Origin of the sequence: Lishizhenia tianjinensis, from assembly GCF_900116425.1 — a bacterium.
GTDB lineage: Bacteria > Bacteroidota > Bacteroidia > Flavobacteriales_D > Crocinitomicaceae > Lishizhenia > Lishizhenia tianjinensis.
The window spans coordinates 219,704-238,616 of sequence record NZ_FPAS01000001.1; the positions used below are offsets into that span (position 1 = coordinate 219,704).

The following is an 18,913-nucleotide window of genomic DNA, read 5'->3' on the forward strand; positions in this document are numbered from 1 at the left end:
AGTTACGCTAGATTATCGTCCGAATTGAATTCTTAGTGAATTAAAATGAGAAATGTAAAAAGGGCAACCTTTCGATTGCCCCTTTTGAGAAATTTATTGAACTACAATTTTATAGCGATATAATTTTCTAGTTTGAATTTCTATCATGTATGTTCCACTTGGTAATTGCTCCGAAAGCATGGAGTATTTTTGACCTTTTACATTATTTGTTCTGTAAACAACTCTTCCTGTAAAATCACGTAAGGTGATACTCTCTATTGGATAGTCAGAAGAGAAAACCGTTAAATTCTGGTCTTTTACAGGATTAGGATATACTTGAATTCCATTGTCAATTTCTTCAACGCCTAAGAAAGGATCTACAATCGTGAAATATTCTCTATTGGATACCTCTGTGTATGAATCATCGGTAAACATTACAATAAAGTAGTCACCGGTTTGTGTTGGTAGAAGTGTATCTGTAATGGTTTTCGTACCTGCTGCTTCACCATCGAAGTAAGCGTACATGATCAAAGGATCTACATTAGGATCATCTCCATCGTTGTAAATTCCTAACCAGTCTTTAACGATTCCAGGCGCATCTGTCCACGTGGCAATGATGTCTTCACCTAAATCATACACCGGTTGATCTATCCATAGGCTTGTAATGGTATCTCCTACAGAAAAGTAGTAAGTTTCTCCTATGTTTTCTAATCCTTTGAAATAGTAACGTGCAGCGTAATATCCTTTCGGTAGATTACTTACCGTGAAGTTTTCAATACTCGCGTTAACTGGTGTTTTAAAATATGCTGTTTGTACGCCATGTGTATGACCCACCTTCATGATTTCTATAGTATCAATTTGTGCTGGTGCATTACTTACATTTAATAATACATCTTGTCCTACAGGATATTCTGTTGTATCGCTTGAAATAACAGGAATGTTTCCGTAATAGAAGGTGTCTCTAGGTGCTACTTCGTTGTATCCATTTAATTCAAAGAAGGCTGCATAATAGAGGTTTGAATTGCTTAAAGCAGTACCTGAAAAGTTAATCGTTCCTGTTGCACCGTTACAGTATTGCCATGCTGTTGATGGGTTGGGACCTGGTGTATGTTCAATGGGGTAAATACCTACCCAGTCTGTTGAGTTTGCCGGACCATTACTGTAGGTAGCTACCATAGGACTTCCCATGTGGTATTCATTCGAATCCATTGCTAAATGCGGACCAGAAATGTAAGAATTGAATACTTTGAAAGAGTCAATTTCACTCCATGGCGACCATTCTAAATTTCTATCTCTATGTCTCACTCTTACATAGTGCCAACCATTAGAAATTGAGTTGTTAGGAATTTCCAATTCTAAAATATTAACTCCAGCGTTGATGTCTTGTGTTGAATCCGCATTTTGTCCAGGGGCCTGTCCGTATAAGTTTTCGAAATCTCTCAATTCTTCAAATTCGATGATGGAGAAGTCGTTTACTTGAGAAACTTCAAATTGAGTGGTATTCAAAAGCTCTGTTCCTGAAGTGGTGTAAGGTGAAGAAACTAAAGTATAAGGTAGTTCCAATGAATCGCCAAAGTTATTGGTGATGCTAGGTTGGTTAGGAGCTGGTTGATTTAAATAACGGTGAAATTCATCTACCAATTCATTGTTTTTCCATTGGTTGTTGGCATACATGATGGGACTTCCAATCGAATAAGTTTCAACATCTACTTTTCCATTGGTAACATCAACATCTACAATTTGGTAACACCAGTTAGAAATCGTTTTTTGGATGTAATCGAAATCTTGTTCAGCAGATTGTCCCCAATATTGATCCCAAGCTGTACCACCGGAAATGATGTTGTATACAGGCCCATCTTTAAACTGACCTCTAGAATAAATGTGGTGGTGAGCTCCTACGTGCATTAAGTATTTTGAATTCTGCATACATCTTGGAACAGCTGTATTTTTTACCCAACCTGAAATATCACCTACATATTGTTCGGCTTCATAAGGACGGTGAGAGAAACTCAAAATCCAATCTACGGTGTTGTCTGTTGCAGCCGCAGTTAATACCTGATCGAGCCAGTTGTATTGACTGTTCCCTGTATGTTCAGAACTAAAACTTACAAAGAGTACGTTACCAACTTGGTAAGCATAGTAGTTCTCCGTTCCAGAAGTGATACCTTGATAGGCCATTTGATCCAAATAGAAATGAGAGTAATAAGCACTCATCCCAAGAGAACCATAAGTTTCGTGGTTACCCACAGTAGTTTGAATAGGAATCTCTCCAGAAAGAGCCTCGTTGTAGGCGAAGTGTATATTTCTGTATTGGTCCAAGTTTCCTAAATCAACTTGATCTCCTACCATGAAAGTAAGTTCAATGTTGTCTGCAGGATCTCCACCCCATTTTTCCAATACTTTTCTACGAGCTTGTGCTACAAGTGTATCATATCTTCCAGAACTTTGAATTTGATTATCACCCATGATTAAAAATTTTAGGTGACCATCAGCCGTTGCTGCCTGTCCGGGAAGTGGTGAAGTTTTGAAACTTAATGTATCTGAACTTGAGGCTCCATCAAAAGCTCTGTAAAAATACTTTGTATTGGCCGTTAAGTTTACGAGCTGGACGGTATTGTAGTAATAACTATTTACTCCATCTATAAATTGAGATTGTGTACCTGTAACTGTTGAGTTTAAGTTAGTGGCGCTACTTCCAACTTCTATAGACGGAGTACCCGGTGCGTCAGAAATCCAGTTGACGTAAATTGAGTTTTCTGTTTTGGCTTGAAGATAGGGCTTAATGCTTTGTGCAAAACCTAAATTGACCAGCAAAATAGAAAATAGTGAAAGAATTTTTCTCATGTGTTAAAATTTTTAGTTGGCGCAAATTTCGGGTGCGAAAGCATGGTTTAGAGCATGTTGTGAGGAGACAAAAAGAGGAGGGTAGGTGGACAAAGGGTGGACCTTAACGCGTGCTTAATTTAGCCTTCATTTTTGGACAATTTAAAGGAAACATAAGGGTGGTACATTTGCTATGTGAAGTATAGTATTTGTATAATAATTAGCTTGTGTTCTATTTTGATAGGTAGGAGTCAAGATGCAAAGGAGGATAGTTTTATGTCAAGCTCTGTATCTTTTGAGGCACGCTATCAACAACTCTTAGAAGAAGGAAACAAACTTAAAGCTGTAGAGCTTTTATACAGCAAGGGAAAAGAACTTCGGGAAAAAGACCTTGCGTTTGACCAATCTGTTAACTATCTCAAACAAGCGCAAATCATTGCAGAGGATGTGGCTGGAGATAGTTTACGGGCCCATATTGCACTACAGCTTGGGCGCGCTTATGAACAACAAAAAAGTTTCGGAGCGGCTTTGGTTAACTATCTTAAGGCGAGTGATATTTTCTCAGAATTGGATGAAGTGTTTTATGCGCATAGTCTTTCCAATACTGGAGAACTTTTCTTTAAACTAGGAGAATATCCTATGGCTTTGACCTATTACAGAAAGGCCTTGCAGTTCAAGAAAAAATACCCCTTCAAATGTAATTTGCCTTATGCTTTTTGGTGTATGGCAGAAGTGAATTATGCATTAAAAGAGCAAGATTCTTCGTGGTATTATTATGAGTTAAGTTCCATTGCTGCCGATACTATTCGACAAATTCCTCATTATGGAAATGAAGGATTGGCGCAACTCTTAATTGATCAAAAGGAATACCACAAAGCACTTGAATATTTGAAACCCGTGCGCAACTGGTATGAAGGTATGGGCGTGGCCATGTGGGAAGCGGACATGGGTATTCTGTATATGAAAATCTATCAAGCCTTAAACAAACCCAATGACTTTAAATATTGGGCGGCCAAAACGAAACGGAATGCCTACAGAGATTTTCTCCCCGAGCAGCAGGAAAGGTATCACCAGGAAATGTACAAATTTTATAAAAGTAGAGGTCTAAAGCATAAGGCTTTGGGTGAATTGGAATTGGCTGTAGAGATTCAAAAAGGTTTGCGTGATATTTGGAATAAATCTAACCTTGGAACGGTATTGATGGCCTTAAAAACAAAAGAAGCAGAGTTGAAAGATTCTGAGCTTAATAGGGTACAGAAAAGCAATGAATTACTTGAAGCTAAAAGTTTTAGTTTTTTACTCGTATGTGTCCTATTAGGATCTATACTTACGCTAATAGCCATCTTTTCGCTTTTGGTTTGGAAGAAGAACAAGAAAATAGAAAAGCAGTTGGTACATTTAAAAGAAAAGGACAATCAAATGCATCAAATGCGTATGCAAGCGAATTATCCCTGCGCTATTTTTGATCAAAATTTGCAATTAATTGAAGGGAACTCTGTTTTCAAGGAGATGACGAACTTGAAGGCCGAATCAAGTTTAAAAATGCTGTTGTCAGAAGTCGAGGTAAAGGAAATGATGAACAGAATCCAGAGCCTACAACACTATGAAAAAGTTGTGTTTAGGTGGTACAAAGACAGAAGGAATTCCAAGGTTGTTTCTTTTACGCTTACCCAGTGCTTTAATGATCCTTCTGTTGTGGGATATTTACTGGAGGGGGAGGACATCACCCAAGAGATCGCTAAAAGAGAAGTTGAAAAGCTTGCGTTAATTCAACAATTGAAGGAAAAAGAGGAGGAAGTCAATAGTTCTCATCAACAGGCTGCGATGACAAATTTGCAGTTGGCCTTGAAAAAAGAAGTATTCAGTGTTTTGGAAAATAAGCTCGAACGCACAAAGGTGTTGCCCCTTCATAAACAAGAAGATTTGAGAGCCTTGTTACAGAAAAGTAGCGATTCAGATAAACACTGGGAGCAATTCATCCATCATTTTGATTTGGCCAATTTTGAATTTTTCAAGAGGTTGAAAAAAGCCTACCCCCAATTAACACAAAACGAAGACAAACATTGTGTATTTATTAAAATGAAACTCTCAACCAAAGAAGTGGCAAATATTATGGGGATTACTCCCGACTCTGTTAAAAAGGCAAGACAAAGACTAAAAAAGAAAATGGGCATGCAGGAAATGCAAGAAATGAAGAACTACATAGAAACCTTGTAATTACTTTCTTTTTACCGTAAGTGATATTTTTTGTAGTCCTCTAATAGCATGATATCTAATCTTTTCTTTGTACAAGAACCAACCACCTATAGCTCCAAGTATACTGCCGATAACAATTTCTATCAAGCGAAGTTGAATTAACTCGTTGGGGTTTTGCATCATAGGACTAGCCGCTTCTGCCATAAGTATAGTCATCGGTGTTATGAAAATTACGGCCAATACATATTGTCGGGTAATCAACATCTCAATAATGAACTGTAAAACAATGATGGCGATACAAATCCCCAAGGCACTGTCTACAAAGTTTAAGATAAGCCAAGATAAGCCCATACCAATAAAGGTCCCCAGTATTCTGTGGAGGGTTCTTTGCCAAATGTGATAAAGAGAGGCTCCCATCATTACTGCTGAACAAGAAATGGGAATCCAGTAAGGCTTATCGAAATCCAAGAGATGACCTATCAACAAAGAAAGGAACATAAATACCCCCATAATGATGGCCTCCATAGAGTTTGCAAAGGTGTTTTTCTGTATCATTTTAGGTGCTTCACGCGTTCCTGCATTTTCCTCTTTTCTTACCATAAAAGCAGTGTAACTTAATGCAAGTATGCACGTGAATATGGTACCTAAACCTATCAATCCTGTCTTAACGGGAATTTGGGCTAAATCAAAGGGGTTAGACAAAGCCATGGAGGCTATTAGAATAAAGAAGAAACTACCCGGAGGCGATGTTTTATAGTATAGAACCACCCAATGCACGATGAAGGAAAATAGTCCTAAAGCAACAGAAGCTACATAAGGATTGAAGCTGAATAGGAGTCCGAGTGCAAAGGAGGCCATAAACCCAAAGGAACTTATCAGTATGGTAATCATTCTATGGGTAAGTGAGCCTTTGTGGGGAAGGTATAAAATCACCAAACCACTTATACAGGCATAAATTCCATATTGTAAATTGCCTAAAAAGTAACCTGTAAGTATGGGGACACCAACTGAAAATGCAGCCAAGAAAGGAATAGATAAAGCCCTGTTATTTTGCTTTAAATGAAAGAGGTTTAAAATTTCTTTTTTTATCGCTTCCTTGTAGAGCATTTTTAAAGTTTTGCGCAAAGGTACAAGTACTTCTTTGAAGAATATTGACCTATTCTAAACATTTCGTTGTGATTGGTCACTTTTAGACCTTGCTTTTTTCTTTACGTCGTCCTATAAAAATCAACAAAAGCATGAAAAGAAAGCCTGTGGTGAGAATTACACCAACATTTACTATTGCAGTACTTGTGGGAATTAGTGTAAGGTCTAAAAAAGGGTAGGGGTAGTCATGGGTAATCATTCCTCGCAACATGGCATAACTTAAGTAAATAGCCGGATAAACTAGCCAGCGAAAAACTGCCGATGCCTTTTCTGTGTCCTTTCCACTATACAGGTACCAGTATAAAAGAGTGAAGGCTGGAATGACTGAATGCAAGAGTTCGTCTACGATCATACTTATCCCTGTAGGATTCCATAGACTTCTCAGTGCGATTTGATAAACGAGTCCAACAATAAATATAAAGGTGGTCAGCGCAGTTAAGCTACCAGATAGGTGAAAGAGTTTCCAAAAGCCTTTTTTAAGTTGAAAAAAATGAGTGAAAAAATAGAGCGCAACTAGGGTATTGGTGACAATAGTAAAGAAACTTATAAAGCGGAGAAGGACGTGAACAAAGGATTGATTGCTTCCTTGAAAAAAGAGTATGAATTGTGTGCTTACGGCGAAAATTCCCATGAGCATACCTATGCAGCTAAATACTTTTTTGGTTTCCATACTAAAGTTGATTTTGGACTAGAATTAAAGCTAAGTCTTCTGGTATAGGAAAAGGTTTTAAAGGATGAACATTGGAACCACCCGGGTTGCCTACAGGTACTTTGCCTACAAATGATTTTACACCTCCCGTTATCAACCTAGGTATCTGACCGATTATCTCTTTGAAGTTTTTAATGCGTATTCCGAAAACTAACATTTTCCAATGGGCCAAATTGTGTGTGAAAGGATAACGTTGTCCCAATATATGAGCCCTCTCTAAATGACGCCAAGACTTTTGTAAGTCGTTATTATCGAAAGCCAGTTGTGCAGCATTAATTTCTGCTACAAAATGTTTTTTAAGGCTTTTGGGGATTCTGGTGTAAAGTTTCATGCTGAGGTATTTTTACATCTTTCTCTTGTTTCTGTTTTAAAAATAACAAAAATGAATGAGTCCCTCTAATAAGACAGTGGAAGTGATTTACTTTTCTCCAAATACTTGGGTAATGTATATTCTCTTTTTAGGGTAATGTATAGCGATTCCTATATCGGCGTAACTCAGATCTTTAAACACCATGTTTTTATAATGACCAGGAGATTTGTACCATAAATCAAAGGCTTCTTTAGCTAGTGCTTTGACTCTTTCTGGGGTGTAGCTCGTGTAATCTAAAGTGGTGAAGAGTACATTCTCTCCTACGGTTCCAAAGTTCGTCCCACCATAGGCTTTTACCCTGTCTTTGGGAGATCTATATTTGTGATATCCTTCGTAGTGCGTGAGTTTGTCGTGTTTGGCTACATAATCACTGTGGTGTTGAGCAGCTCTTTTTAAGGTGTCGTTGTACATTAATTGAGAACGATGTTTTTGTTTACGCAGATCATTTACCAAGCGGGTAATTTCATGGCGTAATTCATCACGGTTGATCGCTGTAAACTTAACCGTAGAACTGGCCGATAAACAAAAAACACTCAATATGATTAACCACTTTTTCATCTATTATTAAAACGGATAAATTTGGAAAAATTACATAGAGGGCATAAAAAAAGTCCCAACGTTTTGTCGGGACTTTTCTATGAGCTTTAAAAGCTACTATATTTTTCCTGGGTAAACTTCTAATGCTTTTTCTAAACAAACTAAAGCTTCTTTTAAAGCCTCTTTGTTCAATACATAAGCAATACGAGCTTCTTGTTTTCCTAATCCTGGAGTAGAGTAGAAACCTGCACAAGGAGCCATCATTACCGTTTTACCGTTGTAATCGAAGTCTTCTAATAACCACTGACAGAATTTCTCAGCGTCATCAACAGGGAATTTAGCTACCGCGTAGAAGGCACCTTTTGGTTTTGGACAGAATACACCTGGTATTTTGTTTAATCCATCTACCATAATATTTCTTCTTTCCACGTATTCAGCAATAACATCATCAAAGTAAGATTGAGGAGTTTTCAATGCTGCTTCCGCTGCAACCTGCGCGTAAGTTGGAGGAGACAAACGAGCCTGACCGAATTTTAATGCAGAAGCCATTACTTCTTCATTCTTTGTAATCAAAGCTCCAATACGAGCTCCACACATAGAGTAACGCTTAGAAACGGAGTCAATCAAGATAACATTGTCATCTAAACCTTCCAATTGCATAACGCTGAAAGGTTGAGCACCATCGTAACAGAATTCTCTGTATACTTCATCCGCAAATAAGAAAAGGTCGTGTTTTTTAACCAACTCACCCAATTGTTGAATTTCTTCTTTTGAGTATAAGTATCCTGTTGGGTTTCCTGGGTTACAGATTACGATACATTTCGTTTTATCTGTGATTAACTTTTCAATTTCAGAGATAGCCGGTAAAGCAAATCCTTCCTCTATTGAAGATGTTACAGGAACTACATTTAAACCTGCAGCCGTTGCAAAACCATTGTAGTTTGCATAGAAAGGTTCAGGAATAATTACTTCATCACCTGGGTTACAGCAAGACATGAATCCAAAGGTTAACGCCTCAGAACCACCTGTAGTAACCAAGATTTGATCTTTGTTTACATCAATTCCTGAATTCTTATAGTATTCAGATAATCCTTCTCTGTAAGATTCGAAACCAGCAGAATGCGAGTATTCTAATACTTTAATGTCTGTATTTTGAATAGCTTCTCTAGCTACTTCTGGAGTTTCAATATCTGGTTGACCAATATTTAAATGGAAAACCGTTTTACCAGCCTTCTTTGCTTGCTCAGCGTAAGGTACCAATTTACGAATTGGAGATGCTGGCATCAATTGTGCTTTTTCTGAGATACTTGGCATACAATAAATTTTTGCCAAAAATAATACTCCCTTTTGCAATAGAACGAAGAAATTGATGAAAATCTGCGCTTTTTTTACTTTTCGAGCAACCCTTTTTACTTCTATTTCGTTGTTTATTAACAGAAGCCCTTGGTATGGTTCGAAATTTGTTCTATATTTGGGGTTCGCAAAAAAACAAACTTTTAAATACAATAGCTTATAGCATAAACATTTACTCTACGAAAAGAATTGAAATTTATTTAATCTCTAAACAGGGTAAATTATGGCTATGCAAGAACTCACAGACCAACAACTCGTTGCGTTATATTTAAAAGGAAAAGAACAAGCTTTCGAAACTTTATTAATGCGTCACAAAGACAAAATCTATGGTTTTGTTTACATGAAAATTCGTGACCATGCCTTAAGTCAAGACATTTTCCAAGATACCTTCGTGAAAATTGTAAACACGCTAAGAAGAGGTGCCTACAATGAGGAAGGGAAGTTTTTACCATGGGCTATGCGAATTGCACATAACTTGGTGATAGACCATTTTCGAAAAGCCAACAAAACAAGAATGATTTCTGAATCAAGTTCTAAGTCAGACGAATTCAATATTTTTTCTGTTTTAAGTTTAACAGATAAGAATGTTGAAGAAGGCCTGATGAAGGATGAACTTGAACAACAAATGGTTGGGTTGATTGATCATTTGCCAGAAACTCAAAGAGAAATTGTAGAAATGAGAATTTTTAAGGACATGTCTTTCAAAGATATTGCCTTAGAAAAAGACATTAGCATTAATACCGCTTTGGGGCGTATGCGTTATGCAATTATCAATTTGAGAAAAATGATAGAGAAACATAATCTAGTGACAGAGATAGCATAATTATTTAATTATATTGAGGCCTGTTTTTAAAAGAAACAGGCTTTTTTTGTTTAAAAGAATTTGTATGATTTTATCTCCAATAGTTTTAACAGGTGCAACAGGTTATTTAGGCTCCCATATCTTAACGCAACTTTTGGCAAAAGAATATGAGGTAAGAATTACTACCCGCAATTTACAGCGCACCCAACAAGATCCTTTAATTAAAGAACTCTTAGATAAATATCCAGGAAAATTACACATCTATGAAGCTGATTTATTAGAAGAGGGGAGTTATGATGAGGTGATGAAAGGGGCTAAAGCCTTGATTCACGCAGCGAGTCCGTTTAAAATAGAAGGAATAAAAAATCCTAAAAAAGAACTCGTAGATCCTGCCGTAATCGGTACGCGAAATGTGTTAAACGCAGCAAGTAAAGGAGATATAGAGCGTGTTATTCAAACCTCTAGTATTGTTGCCGTGTATGGTGATGCAATCGATGTGGAAATGATAGAAGGAGATACCTTTTCGGAAAAGAACTGGAATGCAACAAGCTCCATTTCTCATCAACCATATAATTATTCGAAAACAGTAGCGGAAAAAGAAGCCTTGGCCTTGTCTTTAACTTCAAAATGGAGTTTGGCGAGCATCAATCCAGGGTTTATTTTAGGTCCTGCTCTAACTAAGCGCACTGATAGTACAAGTGTTGATTTCATGCTGAATTTACTCAATGGTAAAATGGCGATGGGAATGCCGGATTTGTATTTTGGAGTGGTAGACGTTAGAGATGTTGCAGGGGCACATATTCTAGCCTTAGAAAACCAGGATGTAAAAGGGAGGTTCATCTGTTGTAACCAAAGTTTAACCATGTTAGAGATGTCAAACATCCTTTCAAAGGAATTTGGAAAAAAATACAAAATAGGTTCAAGAGTCTTGCCCAAATTTCTCTTCTACATTTTGGGTCCTATTATGGCTGGTTTAACCTGGTCTTATGTTAAAAAGAACATAGGTATTCCTTTGAAATTTAATAACACACGTTCTACAGAAGAGCTAGGAGTTGAATATAGACCAGTTCAAGAAACGATAGTAGATCATGCGCATCAATTAATTAAGGATGGTATACTTAAAAAATAAATTCTTTGTACTTTAGGAAATAAGAAACTAAAAAATTAACCCAGCGTTAAAGAAATAAACTCAGAATAAACCAGAATGAAGCCAAGTACAGAATTATTCAAATTGATACAATCGCTTTCTAAATCGGAAAAGCGATTTTTTAAGTTGTCGTCTTCCTTGCAGTCAGGGGAGAAGAATTATCTTAAAATATTTGACTTTATTGAAAAACAAGAAGAATATGATGAGGAGGAATTGAAGGATTATTTCAAAAATGAAACCTTCATCAAACATTTGCCTTCTGAGAAAAATCACTTGTATAAGCTTATTTTAAAGAGTTTAAGATCTTATTATTCCGATCAAAGTATCAATAGTTTATTGAAGCAAGAAATCAAGAACATTGAGATTTTGTATAAAAAAGCTTTGTATAAAGAGTGTGATAAATTCTTAAAACGCGCCAAGAAAATTGCCGAGGAATACGAAAAATTCTACTACTGGTTTGAATTAATTTCTTGGGAGAAAAAGCTCTTAGAAGAAGCCTATGAAGCCGGTAAATTCGATAGAGATTTAGATGAATTGATAGAGGAAGAGTCAGATGTTATTGAAAAACTTAGAAACCTGGCGGAGTATCAAGTTCTTTACTCAAAAATTAATTACATTTTTAGATCAGGAGGTTTTACAAGAAATGCTGAAGAACGAAATGTTGTAGCAGAAATTGCCAACCATCATTTGATCAAAGGAAAGAATACGGCACTGAGCTCAAGGGCTGCTTCTATTTGTTATTACATTAAAGGTTTGTGTGCGGCAACAAGTAGAGAGTATACAGATAGTTATACTTTTTTCAACAGAACCAAGTACATATTAGACCATAACCCAAAGATCAAAAAAGACCTTGGAAAGCGCTATATTTTTACGCTATCTCATTTGTTGAGATGTCATATGGATGAAAATGATTTCGAAAGTGCTCAGAAATGTTTGGATGAAATAAAAGCCCTTAAGAAGGATAAGAATTTCAAAAACATAGATTTTGAAGTAAGGTTGTTTTCAATTACAAGCAATGAACAGTTGCACCTCTATAATCACATGGGGCAGTTTGAAAAGGCGAAAGCTTTGATTGAAGAAATCGATACTGGAATTGAGAAGTATGGAGAGAAAATTAATAAAGAACAACAACTATTATTCTCCTTTAATTTGGCCTACACTTATTTCGGTTTGGCGGATTATAAAACAGCATTGAGTTATATAAATGATGTGTTGAATGATAATGAACAGATTTTAAGACAAGATATTTATAGTTTCTCTAGGTTATTGAACCTTATCATACATTATGAATTAGGAAATTTTGATTTCTTAGAATATGTGGTAAAATCAACCAATCGTTATTTAAACAAAACAGAAAGAGATCATAGAATTGAGAATGTTTTTGTAAAACAAGTGAAACAATTGGCCAAGGCGGGTAATAAGGAGAATGAACAGAAAATTTTGGAAGCAATGAGTGCTGAAACGCAAGATTTGCTCAAAGATTATGACGAGCGTGTGGTGCTCGAGTATATAGATATTGAGGCTTGGTTAGAGTCTAAATTGAAGAACATCAGTTTTACTGAAGCAGTTCTATCCAAATTGAATTAAGAACACAAAAAAAGGCTTTCAATGTTTTGAAAGCCTTTTTTATGCATTAAAAAGTTAAAGTATAGGAAACGATTACAGAGTTAGAAGCTGTTGCTATCGTAGTTCCTACATCTCCATAGGCTGGGTTTACCATGTAGTATTCTTGATCAAATATTTTGTTTTTGTAGGCAATGTCAAATTGAGAATTTCTCCATTTTTTACCTATCCCCGTCGTGATTAGTTGTGTAGCAAAATTAGTGGAGATGTCTTTTTTGTACGGACTTGGTAAAAATGCATAACCACCGCGTACAAAGAAGGTACCTCCTATAGATAACTCACCACCTATTCTTAGGTTAAGCACATTTCTATACTGATTTCTTACTTCTTGATTTTCTAGGGCAAAATCATAAGAAAGTTCATTAAACGCCATAGACTTTAAGCGGGCTGTGTTGTAAGCCACGTGTTCAACGTCTACATTTATGGAACCCTTCATGTTGAATACGTAAGCAATCGAAGCCTTTGTTTTGGTTGGGGTCCAAATTTTATATTCGTATTCTCCCGTAGGAATATAGCTCGGATCTGTAAAGGTGCTAACGTATTGCGTTCCATTCCAAATGTTGGCATCCATACGAGCCGTCCAATTGTCAGTTAAGCGCAAAAAGCTCGGTGTTTCAACGGCTAAGCCCATGCGCAAAGCTTCTGAGTGAAGGTACAAAAATCCAAATTTCAAGTTTAAACCACCTCCTTTAGTTTCTAGATTATATCTGTAATTGAAATACTCGAAGTCTACTTCATCCTTGGCAACCGCAGTTTCATTATGCACATATTCTTCCTTGTAGTTTACGGTTCTGTAGTTTGCACTTGCTCCAAAGTAAAAACGGTTCAAGTAGTTGAGACTGAACCCAAAGTTGTAATCCCCCATCCCACCTCTTTTTTCTATGTTTCTACTCTGATTTACAAGAGCAGAGGAAATATTAGGGTTGTCCAAAGTGGAATAATACTCTTGAGTGGAAGGGTCGTAATTCAACAGATAAACTTCGTAGGCCAAACCTGTAGTGAATGGACGTTCAAAATAAATGTTATCGTTGTCCGGTGCTATTCCTGTACCTAAGTCGGCAAATTCATGCAGCAAAGAAGCTTCAGTTCTTCCACTGATATTTATGTTAGAATGGTAATTATTGACGCGGGTATAGCCTAAAGTAATCTGACTAAAGGTGATGCCTGATCTACCTCTGGATTGATCTGTAGTTAAAACCAGCCCCATTGTACCAACTTTAAAAGCATTCCCAAAGTCCTTGCTTTGCTGATTGCTAAAATTACTCGTAGTATTAATTAAGTTGTTGCGGAGGCTAAATGAGAATTGACTGGTTGAAAAACGAGCCAGTCCGGCAGGGTTACTTTGTATGCTTGAAAAATCAGCTCCAAGTGCACCAAAAGATCCCGCCATAGATTCATAACGCGCAGAACCTTGGTAGTCGGCCATACTGTAGCGCAATGCATCGTCTTCATTTTGGCCAAAAGTTACCTGAGAGATAAGTATCCCCAATGCGATAATGTAATATTTTCTCATGTTTATCTTCTTCTCGATGTTGTTGATGTTCCACCAGAACTTGATCTACTTGAAGATCCAGAACTCGTTCCACTTGATCGGCTTGACGAACCACTAGAAATTGTTCTTGGTGCTGTTCTCGGACTGCTGCTCGGACTTGAAATTCTTACTCCACCTCCGTTAGATGGTGTTCCAATCGTAGTGGATCTTCCACTTGATGTAGAACCTGAGCTTCTTCTACTTGAACCATTAATAGGTTGTGTTGTTCTAGAGCTTGAAGAAGATTTCGGAGAACTGTATGTTCGTGTGGGTTGTTTTGAGGGAACATTCCCTGCATACGAAGCTTGTCCTGATGGTCGTTTTGTACTGCTCCCAACACCAACACTTTCTGTTCGCGTCGGTTTTGCGTTTCCGAGTTGATATTCTGTTCCTATGTTTCTTCGAACAGTTCGCTCGGGAGTACTATTGTTGTTTCTTTCAATTTTACCAGGTGTTCTAGGCGTGTTATTAACACTGGCAACTTGCTTATTTTTCAAAGTAGAAGGATAATTTGAATTTCTTGGCGCTCCTACCGTAGGTGTTGTTCTATGTTGGTAATAATGATTGGTGTTGTGAGAAGCTACATTGCCCCCAAATCCATTGCTGTATTGTCCATAACCGTAATAGAAGTTAGGTCCTATAAATACTTGGTGTTGATTGATCCAAGGATAGGGAGTATAAAATGGATTTCCGTACATACCATACATGTGACCATAAGTCACTCCTTGGTAAAAACCATTCTGATAATAAGGTATCAAATACATGGTTCCGTAATAAGGGTAAACCATAAAGGGAGAACCCATAAATCCAAAATTATTGAATACATTTATATTTCTTGAAAAGGGAGTAAAGCTGTTTTGAGTAACGATGATGTCTTCTCGTTCTTGTGCTTTAAAGTTAGCAAAAGAAGTAGGGTCTGTTTCGTCTTCAAATAGAGTTGAGGCAGTGGGTTGTTGCATGTAGACGTCATTATCAGCTACAGCGCCAGAAGTAGCGCAGGAGCCGAGAAGTAAGCCTGATAGACAAACTGAACTAAATGCGATCAATTTTTTCATAGTTTTGTCTTTTATAAAATTCATTATAAGGCAAAGTTTTTACCTTTGTTGAGAACTAAAGATACAATAATTATACCGTTTTATATGGCACAGAAATTAACGAAAAGATCAGAGGACTATTCTAGCTGGTACAATGAGTTGGTTGGTAAAGCAGATTTGGCTGAACACTCTGACGTAAGAGGTTGTATGGTAATTAAACCATATGGTTTTGCGATTTGGGAAAAGATGAAAGAGATATTAGATGCAAAGTTCAAAGAAACAGGGCACTCTAATGCTTACTTCCCCATTTTCATACCAAAATCTTACTTAAGTAAAGAGGCGGCTCACGTTGATGGATTTGCCAAAGAATGTGCAGTAGTTACTCATTACCGTTTGAAAACCAATGAAACGGGTGATGGTGTGGTTGTTGATCCAGATGCGAAACTAGAAGAGGAGTTAATTGTACGTCCAACTTCAGAAACGATTATCTGGAACTCTTTTGGAAAATGGATTCAATCCTACAGAGATTTACCGATTAAGATTAACCAATGGGCAAATGTTGTTCGTTGGGAGTTAAGAACGCGTTTGTTTTTAAGAACTGCTGAATTCTTATGGCAAGAAGGTCATACGGCTCATGCTACGAAAGCTGAAGCAATTGCAGAAGCTGAGCAAATGTTAGACGTTTATGCTGATTTCGCAGAGAATTACATGGCTATGCCTGTGATCAAAGGATTGAAAACAGAAAGTGAAAGATTTGCAGGAGCCGATGAGACCTACTGTATCGAAGCGATGATGCAAGATGGAAAGGCTTTACAAGCGGGTACTTCTCACTTCTTAGGACAAAACTTCGCCAAAGCATTTGATGTAAAATTCTCAGATAAGGAAGGGAAACAAGAACACGTTTGGGCTACATCATGGGGAGTTTCTACACGTCTAATGGGTGCTTTGATTATGACGCACTCTGACGATGAGGGATTGGTATTGCCTCCAGCTTTAGCACCTATTCAAGTAGCAATCATTCCTATTTATAAAGGAGAAGAACAATTGGCAGAAATAACTGAGAAGTTAACGCCTGTTATTGAGTCCTTAAGAAAGCAAGGTGTTAGCGTTAAATTTGATGATGACGATAACAGAAGACCAGGATGGAAGTTTGCTGAATACGAAACAAAGGGGGTACCAGTGAGATTGGCTATTGGTCAAAGAGATTTGGCAAATGGAAAGGCTGAGGTTGCACGAAGAGATACCAAAGAAAAGAACTTAGTAGATTTTGAAGGTGTAGATCAATACATTGTTAATTTATTGAATGAAATTCAAGAAAACCTTTTAAATAGATCAAAGACCTTTAGAGATGAAAACATCAGAGAAGTGAATTCTTACGATGAATTTAAAGAGGTAATTGAAAATAAAGGTGGATTTGTTTCTGCACATTGGGATGGAACCATGGAAACAGAAGAGCAAATTAAAAATGAAACGAAAGCAACAATAAGATGTATTCCTTTTACAGAAAAAGAGGAGGGTGTCTGTATGGTAACAGGAAAGCCTTCTAAAGGAAGAGTTTTATTTGCTAAAGCATATTAATATATACCTTATTTGCTAAAACTGAATTTATGAGCGAGTGCACGGATAAAATCAAAGATCTCCTGATCAATAGAGCAGTTCTTAAACAAGATGTGTTTGAGAATACCAAAAAGCAATTTCAAATGTTTAAAGAGGTTGTTAAAAACGAAATCGATTGTTTGAAATCAGAATTAAATAACGATAGAGTTCGATTGTTTTATGAAGATAAAGGAGATTACGAAATTCATGCATATATAGGTAGTGATGTTTTAGTCTTTAATATGCATACGAATGTGTTTCGCTTTACAGATGATAATCCTCTATGGAAATCATCTTACTTGGCGAACAATAAAGGTATGGGATATTGTGGGGTAATTAACGTTTATAACTTCCTTGCAGAATCTTTTCTGCAAGGAAGAATGAACGACGCTGGTTTTTTAATCGGTCGTATATTCTTAAATAAAGAAAATCATTTCATCGTTGAGGGGAAAGGAAAGCTCGGAGTTTTGTACCGCGACTTCGTAAATACTACCTTAACAAAAGAGGTTTGGAAAGATGTAGTAGAGCATACTTTCATTCATGCTATAGAATTTGATTTAATTTCTCCACCTTATGAAAATGTGAGTGTGGTGAGTGTGATGCAAATTAAGTCCTTGAGTTCCAGTCTTCAAATGAAGACGAGTAAGCGTCTAGGATTTAAGTTTCAGGCGGAGCAAGAAAAAATAATTTAATTTTTTTCAAAAAAAGTATTGCAGGTTTAAGAAATGTGTGTATATTTGCACCCGCAATCGCAAAGCAAACGAGCTTAGCAGACTTGAAAAAAGGCCCATTCGTCTAGTGGTTAGGACGCCAGGTTTTCATCCTGGAAACAGGAGTTCGATTCTCCTATGGGCTACCAAAATTGACATCGAAAAAAAGTTTTACTAAAGTAAATTTTTTACTTGCTAATTAAAAAATAAGTATTACTTTTGTCACCCGTAACAACGGCCCATTCGTCTAGTGGTTAGGACGCCAGGTTTTCATCCTGGAAACAGGAGTTCGATTCTCCTATGGGCTACAAAGCTAACAGCATAATAAACAAGAAAGATAATGGCGAATCATAAGTCAGCACAAAAGAGAATAAGATCAAACGAAGCTAAAAAACTTCGTAACAAATATCAGCACAAAACAACTCGTAACGCGATTAGAGATTTACGTGCAACTACTGATAAGACTGAAGCGGAAAAAATGTTCCCAACTGTTTCTTCAATGTTAGATAAATTAGCGAAAAGAAACATTATTCACAAGAATAAAGCTGCGAACTTAAAGTCAGGATTAGCTGCACACATCGCAACGTTGTAAGAAGCTTATAAGAAATTTCAAGGAGACTCCAAAAGGGTCTCCTTTTTCTGTTTAGGGTTATATGGATTTATCATCAGCATGGAAGGATTTGCTTAAAGAGGAAATTGAGCAAGACTATTTTAAAGAATTAATGACTTTTGTACAGGAAGAGTATCAAGGTAATCACCCTATCTATCCTGCAGAAGCTAATATTTTCAAAGCCTTTAATCGTTGTCCTTTGGAACAAACTAAAGTTGTTCTATTAGGACAAGATCCCTATCATGGACCTGGGCAGGCAGATGGTTTATGTTTTTCTGTACCTCACGGCGTAACTTTCCCTCCGTCCTTGAGAAATATTCTAATAGAACTTCAAGAAGATGTAGGTAAGGAGATTCCCTTTACAGGGAGTTTGGAAGAATGGGCAGAGCAAGGAGTACTCTTGTTAAATGCAACCTTAACCGTGCGCGGTGGTCAAGCCGGGAGTCATCAAAATAAAGGATGGGAGAGGTTTACAGACCAAGTCATCGCGACTCTATCTAAAGAAACCTCGAATATCGTTTTTCTTTTGTGGGGTGGTTATGCGAGAAAGAAGGCCAAACTCATAGATGCAAATAAGCATTTGGTTTTAGAAAGTGGACATCCATCTCCGTTAAGTGCAAATAGGGGACATTGGTTTGGTAACCGTCATTTTTCCCAGTGTAATGCCTATTTAAGTGCGCATAATAAAACGCCTATAAACTGGTAGTTTTAAAAGTGTTTAAAGGCCTTGGAATATTCTGTATGAAT

16 protein-coding genes and 2 tRNA genes are annotated in these 18,913 nt (G+C 37.1%); 10 read left to right on the forward strand and 8 right to left on the reverse strand.

Annotated features, from left to right (window positions below; all coding sequences use genetic code 11):
* Window positions 1-93 precede the first annotated feature (93 nt).
* Window positions 94-2,823 (reverse strand): fibronectin type III domain-containing protein, encoded by a 2,730-nt coding sequence (locus tag BM327_RS00985; RefSeq protein ID WP_090245335.1) that lies wholly within the window; start codon window positions 2,821-2,823, stop codon window positions 94-96.
* A 255-nt stretch (window positions 2,824-3,078) separates the two neighbouring features.
* Here BM327_RS00985 and BM327_RS00990 point away from each other — a divergent pair, with 255 nt between their 5' ends.
* Window positions 3,079-5,019 carry a tetratricopeptide repeat protein gene (locus tag BM327_RS00990; RefSeq protein WP_139230194.1) on the forward strand — a complete coding sequence of 647 codons (1,941 nt, stop codon included), beginning with the start codon at window positions 3,079-3,081 and terminating at the stop codon, window positions 5,017-5,019.
* Here BM327_RS00990 and BM327_RS00995 read toward each other — a convergent pair whose 3' ends face one another.
* The 5 genes from BM327_RS00995 to BM327_RS01015 all read right to left on the reverse strand — a co-directional run bounded on the left by BM327_RS00995 (window position 5,020) and on the right by BM327_RS01015 (window position 9,074).
* Window positions 5,020-6,105, reverse strand: a complete 1,086-nt coding sequence (locus BM327_RS00995; RefSeq protein WP_090245339.1) for an FUSC family protein — start codon at window positions 6,103-6,105, stop codon at window positions 5,020-5,022.
* Between the two features lie 82 nt (window positions 6,106-6,187).
* Window positions 6,188-6,814 carry a Pr6Pr family membrane protein gene (locus tag BM327_RS01000; protein WP_090245340.1) on the reverse strand — a complete coding sequence of 209 codons (627 nt, stop codon included), beginning with the start codon at window positions 6,812-6,814 and terminating at the stop codon, window positions 6,188-6,190.
* Window position 6,815: 1 nt separating this feature from the next.
* Window positions 6,816-7,184 (reverse strand): DUF3703 domain-containing protein, encoded by a 369-nt coding sequence (locus BM327_RS01005; RefSeq protein ID WP_090245343.1) that lies wholly within the window; start codon window positions 7,182-7,184, stop codon window positions 6,816-6,818.
* Window positions 7,185-7,271: 87 nt separating this feature from the next.
* The gene (locus BM327_RS01010; protein ID WP_090245346.1) at window positions 7,272-7,781 is read right to left on the reverse strand and encodes a CAP domain-containing protein; all 510 of its coding nucleotides are present in this window, start codon (window positions 7,779-7,781) and stop codon (window positions 7,272-7,274) included.
* A gap of 96 nt (window positions 7,782-7,877) precedes the next feature.
* Window positions 7,878-9,074 carry a pyridoxal phosphate-dependent aminotransferase gene (locus BM327_RS01015; protein WP_090247579.1) on the reverse strand — a complete coding sequence of 399 codons (1,197 nt, stop codon included), beginning with the start codon at window positions 9,072-9,074 and terminating at the stop codon, window positions 7,878-7,880.
* Between the two features lie 268 nt (window positions 9,075-9,342).
* Here BM327_RS01015 and BM327_RS01020 point away from each other — a divergent pair, with 268 nt between their 5' ends.
* From BM327_RS01020 to BM327_RS01030, 3 genes are all read left to right on the forward strand, one after another.
* The gene (locus BM327_RS01020) at window positions 9,343-9,936 is read left to right on the forward strand and encodes an RNA polymerase sigma factor (protein ID WP_317614727.1); all 594 of its coding nucleotides are present in this window, start codon (window positions 9,343-9,345) and stop codon (window positions 9,934-9,936) included.
* A gap of 64 nt (window positions 9,937-10,000) precedes the next feature.
* Window positions 10,001-11,044 (forward strand): NAD-dependent epimerase/dehydratase family protein, encoded by a 1,044-nt coding sequence (locus tag BM327_RS01025; protein ID WP_090245349.1) that lies wholly within the window; start codon window positions 10,001-10,003, stop codon window positions 11,042-11,044.
* 75 nt (window positions 11,045-11,119) lie between these two features.
* Window positions 11,120-12,649, forward strand: coding sequence for a hypothetical protein (locus BM327_RS01030; protein WP_139230195.1), 1,530 nt, complete (start codon window positions 11,120-11,122; stop codon window positions 12,647-12,649).
* 46 nt (window positions 12,650-12,695) lie between these two features.
* Here the strand turns inward: BM327_RS01030 and BM327_RS01035 are convergent, their stop codons facing one another.
* A complete protein-coding gene (locus tag BM327_RS01035; RefSeq protein ID WP_090245355.1) occupies window positions 12,696-14,198 on the reverse strand; it encodes a hypothetical protein in 1,503 nt (500 codons plus the stop codon).
* Window positions 14,199-14,200: 2 nt separating this feature from the next.
* On the reverse strand, window positions 14,201-15,271 hold the full coding sequence (locus BM327_RS01040) for a hypothetical protein (protein ID WP_139230196.1): 1,071 nt from the start codon (window positions 15,269-15,271) through the stop codon (window positions 14,201-14,203).
* A gap of 84 nt (window positions 15,272-15,355) precedes the next feature.
* Here BM327_RS01040 and proS point away from each other — a divergent pair, with 84 nt between their 5' ends.
* From proS to ung, 6 genes are all read left to right on the forward strand, one after another.
* Window positions 15,356-16,828: a proline--tRNA ligase gene (gene proS / locus BM327_RS01045; RefSeq protein ID WP_090245360.1), complete on the forward strand. Its 1,473-nt coding sequence runs from the start codon at window positions 15,356-15,358 to the stop codon at window positions 16,826-16,828.
* Window positions 16,829-16,857: 29 nt separating this feature from the next.
* Window positions 16,858-17,538: a hypothetical protein gene (locus BM327_RS01050; RefSeq protein ID WP_090245362.1), complete on the forward strand. Its 681-nt coding sequence runs from the start codon at window positions 16,858-16,860 to the stop codon at window positions 17,536-17,538.
* Between the two features lie 92 nt (window positions 17,539-17,630).
* Window positions 17,631-17,705 (forward strand) — tRNA-Glu (locus BM327_RS01055).
* An 87-nt stretch (window positions 17,706-17,792) separates the two neighbouring features.
* Window positions 17,793-17,864 (forward strand) — tRNA-Glu (locus tag BM327_RS01060).
* 32 nt (window positions 17,865-17,896) lie between these two features.
* The gene (gene rpsT / locus BM327_RS01065) at window positions 17,897-18,148 is read left to right on the forward strand and encodes a 30S ribosomal protein S20 (protein ID WP_090245364.1); all 252 of its coding nucleotides are present in this window, start codon (window positions 17,897-17,899) and stop codon (window positions 18,146-18,148) included.
* Window positions 18,149-18,209: 61 nt separating this feature from the next.
* Window positions 18,210-18,872, forward strand: a complete 663-nt coding sequence (gene ung, locus BM327_RS01070) for a uracil-DNA glycosylase (RefSeq protein WP_090245367.1) — start codon at window positions 18,210-18,212, stop codon at window positions 18,870-18,872.
* Window positions 18,873-18,913: the final 41 nt, after the last annotated feature.